Raw genomic sequence first — 14,398 nt, forward strand, 5'->3', positions numbered from 1 at the left:
CCGATCGTGGGCGCAATAAAATGACATTAGCAGCCAGCCGGGGAGCATGATGAAAATATTAATCGTTGAAGACGAAATTAAAACAGGTGAATATCTCAGCAAGGGGCTGACAGAGGCGGGGTTCGTCGTGGATCACGCTGATAATGGTCTGACCGGATATCATCTTGCCATGACAGCCGAGTATGATTTAGCCATCCTGGATATCATGCTGCCTGATGTAAACGGCTGGGATATCATCCGTATGCTGCGCAGTGCCGGAAAGGGGATGCCGGTATTACTGCTGACGGCCCTTGGCACGATTGAACACAGGGTCAAAGGACTTGAGCTGGGTGCGGACGATTATCTGGTGAAGCCCTTTGCGTTTGCTGAACTGCTCGCCCGGGTAAGAACCCTCCTCAGGCGGGGAAACACGATGATCACGGAAAGCCAGCTTAAAGTGGCTGACCTCTCGGTTGATCTCGTATCCAGAAAAGTCAGCCGCGCCGGGAACCGCATTGTGCTCACCAGTAAAGAGTTCAGCTTGCTGGAATTCTTCATTCGCCATCAGGGAGAAGTTCTTCCCCGCTCCCTGATTGCCTCTCAGGTCTGGGACATGAATTTTGACAGCGACACTAACGCGATTGATGTCGCAGTAAAGCGACTCCGCGCTAAAATAGACAACGATTACGGGACAAAACTGATCCAGACAGTGCGGGGCGTGGGCTACATGCTGGAGATCCCGGATGCATAGCAAACCGTCCAGACGACCTTTCTCACTCGCGCTGCGGCTGACCTTTTTTATCAGCCTGTCCACAATACTGGCGTTTATCGCCTTCACCTGGTTTATGCTGCATTCTGTTGAAAAGCATTTTGCCGAGCAGGATGTCAGCGATCTGCAACAAATCAGCACCACACTGAGCCGTATACTCCAGTCCCCGGCAGATCCGGATGAAAAAAAAGTAAGCAAAATAAAGGAATCGATCGCCAGCTACCGCAACGTTGCCCTTTTGCTCCTCAATCCCCGGGGTGAGGTGCTGTACAGCTCTGCGCAGGGGGCAGCACTACGCCCGGCCGTGAATTCAGCCGATTTTAGCGAGCACAGCCGCGCACGGGATGTCTTTCTCTGGACGGTGGAGGATACTGCGAGAGCGATGGATACCGGGTCCGGAATGAAGATGGAAACGTACCGGATTATCGCCTCCTCTGGCCAGGCGACATTTCAGGGCAAACAGCAGAATTATGTCATGCTGACTGGCCTCTCCATTAATTTCCATCTCCATTACCTCGATGCGCTGAAAAAAAATCTGATTGCGATCGCCGTCGTGATAAGCCTGCTGATTGTTCTGATCATTCGCATCGCTGTCCGTCAGGGGCACCTGCCCCTTCGTAATGTCAGCAATGCCATTAAAAACATCACCTCCGAGAATCTTGATGCGCGGCTGGAACCGACACGCGTTCCCATTGAGCTGGAGCAACTGGTTATCTCGTTCAATCATATGATTGGAAAGATTGAGGACGTCTTTACCCGCCAGGCCAATTTCTCTGCCGATATCGCGCATGAGATCAGAACGCCCATCACCAATCTGGTGACGCAGACTGAAATCGCACTGAGTCAGGATCGAACCCAGAAGGAACTTGAGGATGTCCTCTACTCCAGTCTTGAAGAGTATAACCGGATGACCAAAATGGTCAGCGACATGCTGTTTCTGGCACAGGCGGACAATAACCAGCTTATACCTGACAGGGTCCGTTTTGACCTCAGAGCAGAAGTCATGAAAGTCTTCGAGTTTTTCGAAGCCTGGGCCGAAGAACGCAATATCACGCTCAAATTTAACGGGATGCCCTGCCTGGTTGAGGGAGATCCACAAATGTTCAGAAGAGCGATCAATAATCTGTTATCCAATGCCCTGCGTTATACCCCGGAGGGACAGGCCATCACCGTCTCAATAAGAGAGCAGGAGAGTTTTTTTGACCTTGTGATTGAAAATCCGGGGAAACCAATCCCTGAAGAACATTTATTAAGGCTTTTTGACCGTTTTTATCGGGTGGATCCGTCCAGACAACGAAAAGGAGAAGGCAGCGGCATCGGCCTTGCGATTGTAAAGTCAATCGTGGAAGCACATCACGGAAGAGTGCGGGTGGAATCGGACGTACGCTCCACGCGTTTTATCTTATCCGTGCCCAGACTGGAGAAAATGATCCCGGAAATCCAATGCTGAGAATAAAGATTTAAATGACAAAGATGTCATTAGCCTGTCATGCAGCAAACAGAAGCCATTCGATATAATTAGTGCAACTTATCAGGAAGGCTGGATTGCTTCATCAATACCCGGCGTCAGAGTACGCCAGGAAATGAATATCCAGCCTTCTCCCGGAGAAATAAACGCTGCCGAACCTGTTTCAGTTATGGAACTGAAAACACCGGTTGTACTTCCCCGGACATCACTAATTCAGAAATGGAGAGTTATCATGAAAAATATCGTATTAGCATCTTTGCTGGGCTTTGGTTTAATTACATCGTCCTGGGCCACTGAAACCGTGAATATCCATGATCGCGTCAACAATGCACAGGCTCCTGCTCACCAGATGCAGTCTGCTGCGGCTCCTGTCGGGATCCAGGGGACTGCTCCTCGTATGACCGGTATGGACCAGCATGAACAGGCCATTATTGCTCATGAAACCATGACGAACGGCTCGGCGGATGCGCACCAGAAAATGGTGGAAAGTCATCAGAAGATGATGGGAAATAACACAGTATCCACGACCGTCCCGTCAACATCTTACACGGCGATGAATGAGCATGAAAGAGCAGCGGTTGCCCATGAATTCATGAATAACGGGCAATCCGGCCCACATCAGGCCATGGCCGAAGCGCACCGCCGCATGATCAATGCAGGCTGAATGCGACTGTAGTATCCGTGCTTTTACCCTTTCCTTGATAGATTATTCCTTAACCGGATATGTTGTGAGATTTTTGCCCCCGTCAGGGGGCTTTTTTATCTGACTCAGCTACAATTAACCGGTACCTGTCTGAAAGGATTTATTAAATGAAAATCAAAAACACCCTTTTTGTAATATTAATGTTATCCCTGCCAGCCATTTCTGCTGAACATTCGGAAATGAAAATGTCAGATATGCACTCATCGGCATCGTCACAGGAATATATGGCTGGCATGAAAGACATGCATGACAAAATGATGGCCGCCGTTAATGAGCCCGATCCCGATAAGGCCTTTGCAAAAGGTATGATCGCACACCATGAAGGAGCAATAGCAATGGCTGAGACCGAACTTAAATACGGAAAAGATCCCGAAATGAGAAAGCTTGCGCAGGACATCATTAAAGCTCAGAAAGGTGAAATCGAGCAGATGAATAAATGGCTTGGCAGTCAAAAATAAAGATTGCAAAAACGCCATAATAAGCGTAATTTTAATTCACTCCCGGGCACGGGAGCCTGTTAAACGTTAAATAATTAAAACCCGATTAATTTCGGGTTTTTTATATACTATACTCCGGTCCTTTGCTGTGGACCGGAATATATGCAGCAGCGATAATTTTTACACATTATCTCGTCATGGCAACAATATCGCTCAGGATCTCAACCAGCTCAATCCTTTCCTGCATTCCGTCATGATAGGTTGATCTTGAGATGATTCTTTCCGCTGTCATCCGGGGCCAGAATTTATCAAGCACATTATCGGGCTTCATTCCCACCGCCCGGCCAATTATTTTTTTAGCATCACAGGTGTCCGTAAACGTGACGGCTACACCGGTCATTTCTTCGATCAGATCCGGGCAGAGATAGTTCTCTATTTCACGTTTACGCGTGGCGAAGAATACCTTACCGGCATCCTCCACTTCTCTTTTACGTTTCTGAATGGACATAACCTGTGCAGGGTCTCCCCCAATATCGGAGTCCAGAAAAACGCACCAGGGAAGCCCCAGATCGTTGGCCAGATTCAATGTAACCCAGTGTTTGACGCTGCCACACCCTCCTATGAGGACTGGCACTATTTTCACGTCCTCCAGAGAGGCTGGCAGCACACCTGACTGTTTTAATGAACTGGCCGCATGCCTCAGGAAAGTGACATCCGACTTTCCCTCTACCAGAACAATCCCCTGCGCCCTTTCCATACCGGTCTCTGGTAGCACCCCCAGGCTTTCAGTGGCTTCCTTCAGCACAGCGTCATCCGGCATTTTTACTACGGGTTCACCCGCCTCATTTCGGGTGACATAACGTACACCTTCGACAGGGATCAATCCGGCCAGCGCCGGGACATGGGTGGTGACGATAATCTGACGGTGCGGCTGGCCTGCCAGTGCCAGCAACGCTTTCATCAGCATCATCTGATAGTTTGGCTGCTGTGACGTTTCAGGCTCTTCGATGGCATAAATCATGTTTCTGGGCGTCCCCGCGACATTCTTTTCAGCCTCAGCCCGGAAAAAATTCAACAGGATAAGCCTCCTTATCCCGCTGCCGCGCTTATTGATGGGGATGCCATTTTCCCCGTCCAGGGTGAAATTGAAGGTCCACTTGGGTTTTTCCTTAAATCGTGGAGTCAGTTCACTGGCGAGTTCGGGGGCCATTTCACGTAATTTATCCGGGTATACGGATTTAATGGTTGATGGGGCACCTTCACCCCATCAATCTGATACCACCCTCAGATGGTTGATAGATCGACTCCGTAGTTGAGTTCCTCTGCGAAGTCCGGCAGTCCGTAACCGATGGTTTTCTTGTAGAAAGGAGAGACCTTCGCAGTCGGTGCCTTCTTCTTGTGCTTCGTGGTGTAGAGCATTCGTGCCCGCATCACCTCGAAGGAGTAACCGCGCCCTTCACGGTTCTTGTCCTTGGCCAGTCGGTTGATGGACTCCGTGTAAGCGTTGGTGACGGGCATGTCCGTCTCGAAGTAGGTCATGGTCTCTTCGCGCCAGTTTCCCACTGCCCTGACCAGATCGCTCCAGACTTCCTTTTGGCCCTTCGGGATGGTGGCTATCCACTCGTCCAGGGCGGCTTCTGCCTGGAGCCGTGTGGTGGCGTCCCAGATGCCGTAGAAGCGCTCCTTGTGCTCGTAGGCGGCCAGCAGTTGCGGGAACGCGCCTGTCCAGGTCTCCATGATGAGGCGCTCCCGGTCTGAGACTTCGTGAGCGCGTTTCAGCAGGATTTTCCGGTCTCCCTTGAGAGTCCGGCTCTGGGACGGTTTCAGCTCCTTTCTGAGGCCCTTGCGCACTCTCTCTAGGGCATCGTTGGCCATGCGCACCACATGGAACTTATCGACCACGATACGGGCCTGGGGCAGCACAGCCTTGACCGCTGCCCGGTAGGGGTTCCACATGTCCATGCTGACGATCTCGACCTTCTGCCGGTCTTTCAGCTTCATCAGGTAGTTGGTCACCACGTCCTGGCGGCGGGTGGCCAGCAGGTCGAGCAGGGTTCGCTCCTCAATGTTGGTCAGAATGCAGCGGTAGCGCTTGTTCAGGTATAGCTCGTCAATGCCCAGGATGCGGGGCGTCTCGAAGCGGTGCCAGCGCCCCAGGAACTCGGCGCGGGCGTTGAAGATGTCGCGCACCGTCTTCTCGTCCAGGCCGGTCTGTGCCGCCACAAAGGTGTAGGGGTGGTTGAAGGATTCCTTCTCCACGTACTCATGCAGCCGCAGTGTCATACGGAATCCGTCCACCATCTCCGGTAGCTGGGGCCTGAATGTTGTCTTGCAGGCCCGGCAGGTGTATCGGCGGCGGACCACCCAGAGAGTGACCCGCTTGCCGTGGATGGGCAGATCACGATAGGGAACGTCACGCTTGCCGAACCGTACGAACTCACCCTGCACGCCGCATTCCTCGCAGGCGATGGGATCGGGCACGTCCACCTGGAAGTGCATTTCGTCGTCGGTTGATTTGCAGCCCAGTACTTGGTATTGCGGCAGGTGAAGGATGTTGTCGGGAAGTTCGGTCATGGTGTTGTATAGGCGTAGGTGTCAGTCAGATCCATCCGACTCGGCATTGGTGTTTGCTTTTTTACCCAACAAGCTGCTGGAAACGAAAAGTAAGGCACCGAGGACAATTGCAATATCAGCCAGGTTGAAGGCCGGCCAATGCCAGTCTCGCCAATAGAAATCAAAGGAATCCACAACATAGCCGCGAAAGACCCGGTCAATCAGGTTGCCCATGGCGCCACCGAGGATAAGACTGTAAGCGATGGCTTCTCCTTTATGACGATTTTCAAGGATCAGCTTGATCAGAAAAATCGAGACCACTACCGCGATTCCGATAAAAAAGTAGCGCTGCCAGCCTCCACCATTCGCAAAAAGACTGAATGCGGCACCGGTGTTCCATAGGTGCACCCAGTTAAAGAACGGGGTCACCGAAACATACTCGCCATAGGCCATTGATTGCTGCACCAGCCACTTTACAGCCTGATCAGACGCTGCCAGCAGGCCCGATATGGACAATAGGGCATACGGCGAGAGCTTTTTGCCAATAATGAGCATTATTTAACCCTTCAACGCCAAAATGCGTCTGGCACCGTTAAGTACAATGCCCCCCGCGATGGTGCCGATAATCAGATCCGGATAATTGGAACCGGTCCACGCGACCAGGGCGCCGGCGGTGATGACCCCCAGGTTGATCACCACGTCGTTGGCCGAGAATATCCAGCTTGCCTTCATGTGCGCCCCGCCTTCCCGATGTTTGGATATGAGCAGCAGACAACTGGTATTGGCAATCAATGCGACGAATGCGATAGCCATCATCACCAGCGATTCAGGCTCACTACCGAATACAAAGCGTCTCACCACCTCTACGAGCACGCCCACAGCCAAGATCAGTTGCAGTACACCAGCAAGATGCGCGGCACGTACCTGCATTTTCACGCTATGTCCAACCGCATAAAGGGCAAGCCCGTACACCGCCGCATCGGCAAAATTGTCCAGGGATTCTCCAATCAGGCCGGTGGACCGGGCGATCAGACCGGCAGTCATTTCCACCACGAACAGAAGTGCATTGATGCCGAGCAACCAGCGCAGGGTCCCGGATTCTTGCTTAGCAGAAGCTGCCGAAAACTCGGCGGCCTTGATGGTCTCCGGATTTGCAGCGACGGTTTCCTGAAGCGAGGCGCCTAGCCCCAAGGTCTTCAGTTTCGAGGTGACGGGCTCGACCTCGCCGTCATGCACGACCTTCAGCCGGCGGTTCGACAAGTCGAAGGACAGCGCCCGAATCTCCTCAAAGCCGTTCAGGGCTAGGCGAATCATTCGTTCTTCTGATGGACAGTCCATCTTCGGCACGGCATAAACACTGACCCATCTCCCTGGCGCCTCGGAGGAGGCCTGTATATCGGTATCCGCTGCGGACGTTGCATCACCGCCACAGGCGCCACCACAGGATTTGCTCATGATACGACTCCACTTGAACAATGTTGTGGTACCATTTAAAACTATAAAGCTACTATAAGGTCAATAGAGTAAAGAATCCGTTGGGGAGGAGGCTGATGCGCATTGGTCAGTTGGCGCAGTTGGTAGGGGTCGAAACACAGACGATCCGCTTCTATGAACAGCAGGGCTTGTTGCCGCCGCCTGATCGGCAGGACAACGGTTACCGTGTCTATACCGAGAAGCATGGTGAGGGGCTGGCCTTCATCCGTCGCTGCAGAATCCTGGGCCTGTCACTGGCTGAGATTCACGAACTACAGAGCTATCAGGACGACCCTCATCAGCCTTGTACCGCCGTCAACGCCTTGCTCGATGATCACATCTCTCATGTGCGGTCGCAGATAACCGCTCTGCAAGCGCTTGAGAAACAACTCGTTTCACTGAGAGCGAGTTGCAACGATGACCGGGAAGTTGAGGCGTGTGGGGTTCTTGCTGGAATTAGCGAAGGAAACATGCACCAGCAGTAGGTGAAGCATCAACCAGATAATCCGATGAGATGCCGGTCTGTCTCACTCTCATGCAAAGGTAAGATCAACCATTTAATCCGCTTACCCCATTTTTTTAAAGTGCGGTTGTTCGAGTGCTATCGCTTTTTTCACTTTCTCGCCGCCAGTTCCCTATTTATCTGGCGTTGCTGGCAATACTGATGTTGTTCGTGGCTCCAGTGATTTCGAAATCACTGGAGCATCAGCGTGCCAGTCAGCCTTGTTCGGCAGCGATAACCACCACACACAATGATATGCCTGATACGGCGGCCATGCACCACGCTATGCCAGGTATGGAGCATGATCTCCACTCTTCTTTAGACAGTGCCTGCGCTGTTTCCCAGAGCATGTCCCACCACTTGGCTTCAAACCCGGGCAGTTCACCGATGGAAGACATCGCCTGCGGCTATTGTCAGCTCCTCATTCACTTACCGCTGATCCAGACCGTTTTCATTCCTTTTATCTGGTTGATACTGCTTGTTTCACAAGCGCCTTTTTTGCCCGTCATTGTTTCTCCGTTACTGTCTGCCTGTTATTCCAAATGCCAGCCCCGCGCCCCGCCTAGCCTGTTTTCACTGCGTTAAGTTTTGCCGTTCAGCAAGACAATAATTTACCGTTTACGAAACAGAGCCTGATACAGGCCCGCTGTTTTGTGACGCTTTATGCATGGCCATTCCAGATGATGGCCAGCGAGTACCTGCTTGGGAAAGTGCAGGCCGATAAAAACAGGCTTTAACTATGAAAAATACCCGTTTCTCTTTATCACCACTGGCAACGGTGATGACCATGATGATCACCTTACCCGCGTTTGCTCAGGCTGAAGACGGCCATGAGGGGCATCAGAATAGCGTGGCTACCCTAGACGATCCGTCGGTGATGGTAGTTACTGCACCGGCCATTTCTCCATTGACGATCGTGACTTCACCTAAAACACCGCGCCAGCCGGTTCCGGCCAGTGACGGGTCTGATTATCTGAAAACCATCCCGGGTTTTTCTCAAATCCGTAACGGCGGAACCAATGGCGATCCGGTTTTTCGCGGTATGTTCGGTTCGCGTTTGCGCCTTTTGACCAACGGCAGTGAAATGCTTGGAGCCTGTCCCGCGCGTATGGATGCACCGAGTTCCTATATTTCACCAGAAAGTTTTGATCTTCTGACGCTGACCAAGGGGCCACAAACGGTACTTTGGGGGCCGGGTAACTCTGCAGGAACAGTGCATTTCGAACGTGAGCGACCTTCTTTTGAGAAAGCCGGTATTCAAGGTGATGCCAGCCTGCTCGGGGCATCAAATAGGGCACTGTTGCAAATAGTCGGTGGTGATAAACTTATCATCCCCTTTTGCTGATGGAGCTGCACATGAACCCATTCAAAGGCCGGCATTTTCAGCGTGACATCATTCTGTGGGCCGTACGCTGGTACTGCAAATACGGCATCAGTTACCGTGAGCTGCAGGAGATGCTGGCTGAACGCGGAGTGAATGTCGATCACTCCACGATTTACCGCTGGGTTCAGCGTTATGCGCCTGAAATGGAAAAACGGCTGCGCTGGTACTGGCGTAACCCTTCCGATCTTTGCCCGTGGCACATGGATGAAACCTACGTGAAGGTCAATGGCCGCTGGGCGTATCTGTACCGGGCCGTCGACAGCCGGGGCCGCACTGTCGATTTTTATCTCTCCTCCCGTCGTAACAGCAAAGCTGCATACCGGTTTCTGGGTAAAATCCTCAACAACGTGAAGAAGTGGCAGATCCCGCGATTCATCAACACGGATAAAGCGCCCGCCTATGGTCGCGCGCTTGCTCTGCTCAAACGCGAAGGCCGGTGCCCGTCTGACGTTGAACACCGACAGATTAAGTACCGGAACAACGTGATTGAATGCGATCATGGCAAACTGAAACGGATAATCGGCGCCACGCTGGGATTTAAATCCATGAAGACGGCTTACGCCACCATCAAAGGTATTGAGGTGATGCGTGCACTACGCAAAGGCCAGGCCTCAGCATTTTATTATGGTGATCCCCTGGGCGAAATGCGCCTGGTAAGCAGAGTTTTTGAAATGTAAGGCCTTTGAATAAGACAAAAGGCTGCCTCATCGCTAACTTTGCAACAGTGCCTAATGTCATCTTTTTCGGCACGGGCAAGCAGCCGTTGTAACCCTTCACGTTCGTCCGTGGCGCCCGACATCATGTCAGTAAAAATCCGGTCATCTCTGACGCCTGAAGATTTCAGCTCCATGATCTGCGCCGTCAGTTTCTGATGGCTCGTTGATACCCTTGCATATCCCAGTAATGCCATATTGGTCTCACAAATCGATACTGATACTGCGTAGTATCATAAAGCATAAAACACGATTTTTGATACTCATGTAAGCACGCACTTTAAAAGGTCTCAAAACTTATAATATCTGAGACTATCAAAATTTGAGCAGAGCGATACCCTTACGAAAGGATGCGGGATGAGTGACGGTTTTCTGACCAGTGAACAGACCGAAAACTACGGACGGTATGCCGCCGAGCCTAACGAGGTTCAGCTGGCCCGGTATTTTCATCTTGATGAACGCGATCTTGTTTTTATTAATCAGCGCCGGGGGAAACATAACCGATTTGGGATTGCCCTTCAGCTAACCACGGCCCGTTTTCTGGGAACCTTCCAGACCGATCCCTTGCAAATACCTCCCGGCGTCCGAAATTACGTTGCATTAGGGGTCAGTTTGGATATCGAAAATTATTGTACGTTAAGGTTATTTTTTGACCTGCCTAATTTAGCTGGCCTCAGCCGACGAAACTTACCGGCTGACGGTATCCGGTTGCTTTTCCATATATAATCGCCTGTCAGATTGATGTGTTCCCAGCCTAGCGGGGACAAATGCGACAGCAGTTGCTCGTTGATCTTCACTCCCTTACGCTTCAGAGCATCGACAGCTCTTTCCATATAGACGGTATTCCACAGGGATATGGCAGCTGTCAGGAGCGTCAGTCCACTGGCGCGATAGCTCTGATTTTCCGGTTTTCGGTCCCTGATTTCTCCCAGCCGGTGCATAAATACCGCTCGCGCCAGCGCGTTACGGGCTTCACCTTTATTCAGCCCCGCCTGTACCCGCCGACGCAGTGCAGGATCGCGGAACCAGTCGAGCATAAACAGAGTTCGTTCAATACGGCCAATTTCTCTCAGTGCTTTGGCCAGCCCGTTTTGCTTGGGGTAGCTGGCAAGCTTTTTCAGCATCAGGGATGCCGTCACGGTTCCCTGCTTTATCGAGGTTGCCAGACGCAGCACTTCACGCCAGTGAATTTCGATCTCTTTCAGATTCAGGCTGGTTGTTGATATCAGTGACTGAAGCGCCGGGTACTGGCCTGCTTTCCCTTTGATAAATAGCTTCTTGTCGTGGAGATCCCTGATTCGCGGACAGAACGCAAATCCCAGCAGATGCATCAGGGCAAAGACATGATCGGTGAAACCCGCTGTATCGGTGTAATGCTCCCTGATTTCCAGGTCGCTTTCGTGGTACAGCAAGCCATCGAGCACATGGGTTGAATCTCTGACCCGACTGATTATGCAGGTGTAAAACGGGCTGTATTGATCCGAAATATGGGTATAAAACTGACGTCCGGGCTCCTGCCCGTATTTCGGGTTAACCTGCCCTGCGTAGCGGCCTGATCTGCCTGTTCTGAAATTCTGTCCATCTGATGATGATGTTGTCCCGTCTCCCCAGAATGCCGCCAGCGGCCTTTTCCCCTGCGCGTTTACCAGCTCTGCAAGGGCTGCTGAATAGGTTTCGTCGCGGATGTACCATGCCTGAATATCTTCGAGTGATGATTTGGTGCTACCGGGGCAGGCTTCCGCCATTTTGGTCAGGCCAAGATTGATGCCATCCGCAAGAATGGTGGTGAGAAGCAGGCGGATATCGGGACGGGTAATGTCAGTTTTTATATGCGAAAAATGTCGGGTAAACGTCGTCCAGCTGTTTACCTCATCGAGAATTTCCGTGATTTTAGGGCGCGGTAGCATGCTGTAAACCAGCTCTGCCAGCGGTGAAACCTGCACCGGAACGCTGTTATCCAGCGGAGAGACTTTTACGCCCCTGTAAGATATTTCCACATCGGGCAGTTCACCAAGGGCAGCCATGGCATTGACCTCTTCAAGCCTGGACTGAAGCAGGGTCATACGGCTGGTAATGTACTCATGATAATCAGCAGATACGGGAAGTGGCAGCGCCGGTGTGAGTTTGTCAAAGTCCTTTTCGGGAATGAGGTAATCATCAAAATTTTTGTAGCGGCGTGAGCCTTTAACCCAGATGTCCCCGGAACGCAACGCCCCCTTAAGCTCGCTGAGCGCACAAAATTCATAGTACTGCCGGTCAATACCCGCAGGTGTAATTACCACCTTGCGCCAACTTTCTGGGACAAACTCAAGCGGCGCGGTGGCCGGAACTTTACGTGACTGCTTCCGGTACATATCCTTGATCACAACCAGCGCATCAGCCAGAGGTTGCGCTGCCGGAGTTGCGATTAACTGTAAAGCTGACAACATGCGCGGGGCATATTTCCGTAATGTGCTGTATTTCTCGGTAATAATATGCAGCGGGTCAAAATTATTTTTTCTGGCGAGATGGCGTGTTTCCTCCAGACTGGCGACAAATTCAGGCCATGGGAGTATGTTTTCTATTGCGAGCCATGGATCTCCCCCGGAATCACGGGCATCAGACAGCGCCTGACCGACATTGATGTACTGCCTCAGTTTTGACTGGATCAGCTTTCCGGTCTGCTGAAGGCGCTCAGCCTGTGTTCTTTTGGCTTTGCTGAAAAGGCTGTTCAGCATTCGCTCATGCAACTCAATCACTTCGTCTGTCAGTGTGGCTCTGGCTTCTTCCAGCACGCACACCAGGATCGCATGACGCCGGGCTGCTGAAAATCGGGTCAAATCCCGGCTGCTCATCTTTCGGCCTTCCCGCGCCAGTTTCAGCAACCGGTTCTGGTGAATGGTACGATCTATACCTTCCGGTAATGCCAGCGATTCAATGCTACTGAGCCGATCAAGGTGTTGCAGCACGTTCTTACCATTGATTTTACCCGGAGGTTGCAGAAGCCATGTCAGCCTGGAAGACTGATTATCCGATGACTCAAGTAAACAATCCAGAGCATCCCTGTGAGCCGGAGTTAACGGAGCATTCAGGGTCTGAAACACGATTTTATCGCCGCCTGCCATGGCCTCAGCACAGGAACGCTCCACGACATCAATCGAGGGGATTATCACGTTGTTCTGCCGGAGCCAGACCAGTAGTTCTTCGGCCAGGAGAATACCTTTATCGGTGCGCGTCGCCATCGGCAGCAGGTGTGTAATACAGTCCTGCTGTATTTTGCCGGTGAACGCTTTTAAGCCAAGATAGCGGTACAGTTCGGTTAAATGTTCGCGTCGCGTGGTTTCCCTGACGGAAAGGTAAGCTGGCCAGAGATCCCCGGTAAGTTTTAGCCTGCTGGCGATATGCTTCAGCAGCGCATCAGAGGGAGGGATTTTTTTATCCGGGGTAAAGCCGACATTTTTCAGATAGCAAAGAAGGACGGCAAAACCAAAACGGCTGGCAGGTTTACGGTGGGCACTGATAAGTGCCAGATCATGTTCACTGAAATACGCCATCCGGGTCAGCGTTAACTCTTCGTCCGGTAATGCCAGTAATGATTCTCTTTCCGACAGAGAAAGAATCTGCCTCCTTGCCATATAGTTTCCCTCGTAAATTATCCGATGCGGTATTTTTAACAGAAATGCTTATCGCATAAGGGTACACCCTGACGCCATATTCAAAACGTGACGGCACACGATGAATGACATAACCTATATGCGATAGATTAAATGCAATAACTTAAATGCGATAACGTGGTGGAAAAATGTTCATCAGAGCTTATTTAAGGGCATCGACGGAAGATCAGTTCGCCGATCGGGCAAAAGAGATGCTGGAGCAGTTTGTTCAGGAGCGGGGACATAAAATAGCCAGTTACTACCGGGAGAACATCAGCGGTACAAAACTTGACCGCCCGGAACTGGGGCGCTTACTGATGGACAGTCACCGCAATGATATTTTACTGGTCGAGCAGATAGACCGTCTGACCCGTCTGAGCAACAGCGACTGGATGACGCTGAAAAAGCAAATCGAGCAACACGAGCTGCGGATTGTCAGCCTCGATGTACCCACCTCATGGCAGGCGCTGTCAGATAAAGATCCTTCGCAGGCTGACCCAATCACCCGCGCCGTGATAACCGCCATCAATAATATGCTTATCGACCTGATGGCCTCGATGTCGCATAAGGACTGGCTGAGCCGCCGCCATCGGCAGAAGCAGGGAATTGAACGGGCACATACGCTGGGAAAATACCGGGGCAAACAGGCCGATCAGGAACGACATAAGAAAGTTCTGTATTACCGACAGGTCAAGAAACTGAGCATAAGAGAAACTGCTGAAGCCACCGGTTACAGCACATCTCAGGTCTGCAGGATTCAGGCCCTGTTCAGGCCTGAAAATTAA

Annotated in this window: 12 protein-coding genes and 4 pseudogenes; 10 read left to right on the forward strand and 6 right to left on the reverse strand. The window is 51.6% G+C overall.

Annotated features, from left to right (window positions below):
* Positions 1 to 49 precede the first annotated feature (49 nt).
* The 4 genes from silR to AAER43_RS23800 all read left to right on the forward strand — a co-directional run bounded on the left by silR (position 50) and on the right by AAER43_RS23800 (position 3,377).
* On the forward strand, positions 50 to 730 hold the full coding sequence (gene silR / locus AAER43_RS23785) for a copper/silver response regulator transcription factor SilR (RefSeq protein WP_000697966.1): 681 nt from the start codon (positions 50 to 52) through the stop codon (positions 728 to 730).
* Positions 723 to 2,198 (forward strand): copper/silver sensor histidine kinase SilS, encoded by a 1,476-nt coding sequence (silS, locus tag AAER43_RS23790; protein ID WP_023165801.1) that lies wholly within the window; start codon positions 723 to 725, stop codon positions 2,196 to 2,198. The genes silR and silS overlap by 8 nt, the downstream gene beginning before the upstream one ends.
* Positions 2,199 to 2,448: 250 nt before the next feature.
* Positions 2,449 to 2,880 carry a silver-binding protein SilE gene (gene silE, locus AAER43_RS23795; RefSeq protein WP_023165800.1) on the forward strand — a complete coding sequence of 144 codons (432 nt, stop codon included), beginning with the start codon at positions 2,449 to 2,451 and terminating at the stop codon, positions 2,878 to 2,880.
* Between the two features lie 146 nt (positions 2,881 to 3,026).
* The gene (locus AAER43_RS23800; RefSeq protein ID WP_008786877.1) at positions 3,027 to 3,377 is read left to right on the forward strand and encodes a DUF305 domain-containing protein; all 351 of its coding nucleotides are present in this window, start codon (positions 3,027 to 3,029) and stop codon (positions 3,375 to 3,377) included.
* Positions 3,378 to 3,543: 166 nt separating this feature from the next.
* Here the strand turns inward: AAER43_RS23800 and AAER43_RS23805 are convergent.
* From AAER43_RS23805 to AAER43_RS23820, 4 genes and pseudogenes are all read right to left on the reverse strand, one after another.
* Positions 3,544 to 4,581 (reverse strand): annotated as a pseudogene (locus AAER43_RS23805) (AAA family ATPase); the annotation flags it as partial.
* 59 nt (positions 4,582 to 4,640) lie between these two features.
* Positions 4,641 to 5,930: an ISL3-like element ISPpu12 family transposase gene (locus AAER43_RS23810; protein WP_004574636.1), complete on the reverse strand. Its 1,290-nt coding sequence runs from the start codon at positions 5,928 to 5,930 to the stop codon at positions 4,641 to 4,643.
* A 21-nt stretch (positions 5,931 to 5,951) separates the two neighbouring features.
* Complete coding sequence (lspA, locus tag AAER43_RS23815; protein ID WP_003821921.1) at positions 5,952 to 6,464, reverse strand: signal peptidase II; 513 nt, start codon at positions 6,462 to 6,464, stop codon at positions 5,952 to 5,954.
* A 3-nt stretch (positions 6,465 to 6,467) separates the two neighbouring features.
* Positions 6,468 to 7,364: a cation transporter gene (locus tag AAER43_RS23820; RefSeq protein WP_004364974.1), complete on the reverse strand. Its 897-nt coding sequence runs from the start codon at positions 7,362 to 7,364 to the stop codon at positions 6,468 to 6,470.
* A 95-nt stretch (positions 7,365 to 7,459) separates the two neighbouring features.
* Here AAER43_RS23820 and cadR point away from each other — a divergent pair, with 95 nt between their 5' ends.
* The 4 genes and pseudogenes from cadR to AAER43_RS23840 all read left to right on the forward strand — a co-directional run bounded on the left by cadR (position 7,460) and on the right by AAER43_RS23840 (position 9,945).
* Positions 7,460 to 7,867, forward strand: coding sequence for a Cd(II)/Pb(II)-responsive transcriptional regulator (gene cadR, locus AAER43_RS23825; RefSeq protein ID WP_004364961.1), 408 nt, complete (start codon positions 7,460 to 7,462; stop codon positions 7,865 to 7,867).
* 113 nt (positions 7,868 to 7,980) lie between these two features.
* On the forward strand, positions 7,981 to 8,469 hold the full coding sequence (locus AAER43_RS23830) for a DUF2946 domain-containing protein (protein WP_008786826.1): 489 nt from the start codon (positions 7,981 to 7,983) through the stop codon (positions 8,467 to 8,469).
* A gap of 154 nt (positions 8,470 to 8,623) precedes the next feature.
* A pseudogene (locus AAER43_RS23835) lies at positions 8,624 to 9,175 on the forward strand (TonB-dependent receptor plug domain-containing protein); the annotation flags it as partial.
* 65 nt (positions 9,176 to 9,240) lie between these two features.
* A complete protein-coding gene (locus AAER43_RS23840) occupies positions 9,241 to 9,945 on the forward strand; it encodes an IS6-like element IS26 family transposase (RefSeq protein ID WP_001067855.1) in 705 nt (234 codons plus the stop codon).
* 53 nt (positions 9,946 to 9,998) lie between these two features.
* Here AAER43_RS23840 and AAER43_RS23845 read toward each other — a convergent pair.
* Positions 9,999 to 10,178 (reverse strand): annotated as a pseudogene (locus AAER43_RS23845) (recombinase family protein); the annotation flags it as partial.
* Positions 10,179 to 10,338: 160 nt separating this feature from the next.
* On the opposite strand from AAER43_RS23845, the pseudogene AAER43_RS23850 reads away from it, so the two are divergent.
* Positions 10,339 to 10,602 (forward strand): annotated as a pseudogene (locus AAER43_RS23850) (DUF4158 domain-containing protein); the annotation flags it as partial.
* Between the two features lie 5 nt (positions 10,603 to 10,607).
* On the opposite strand, the gene AAER43_RS23855 reads toward AAER43_RS23850, so the two are convergent.
* On the reverse strand, positions 10,608 to 13,595 hold the full coding sequence (locus AAER43_RS23855) for a Tn3 family transposase (protein ID WP_127849952.1): 2,988 nt from the start codon (positions 13,593 to 13,595) through the stop codon (positions 10,608 to 10,610).
* Positions 13,596 to 13,762: 167 nt separating this feature from the next.
* Here AAER43_RS23855 and AAER43_RS23860 point away from each other — a divergent pair, with 167 nt between their 5' ends.
* Positions 13,763 to 14,398, forward strand: a complete 636-nt coding sequence (locus AAER43_RS23860) for a recombinase family protein (protein WP_000470624.1) — start codon at positions 13,763 to 13,765, stop codon at positions 14,396 to 14,398.

The sequence above is a fragment of the Enterobacter sp. FUJ80071 genome (genome assembly GCF_038739915.1).
Taxonomy (GTDB): Bacteria; Pseudomonadota; Gammaproteobacteria; order Enterobacterales; family Enterobacteriaceae; genus Enterobacter; species Enterobacter kobei.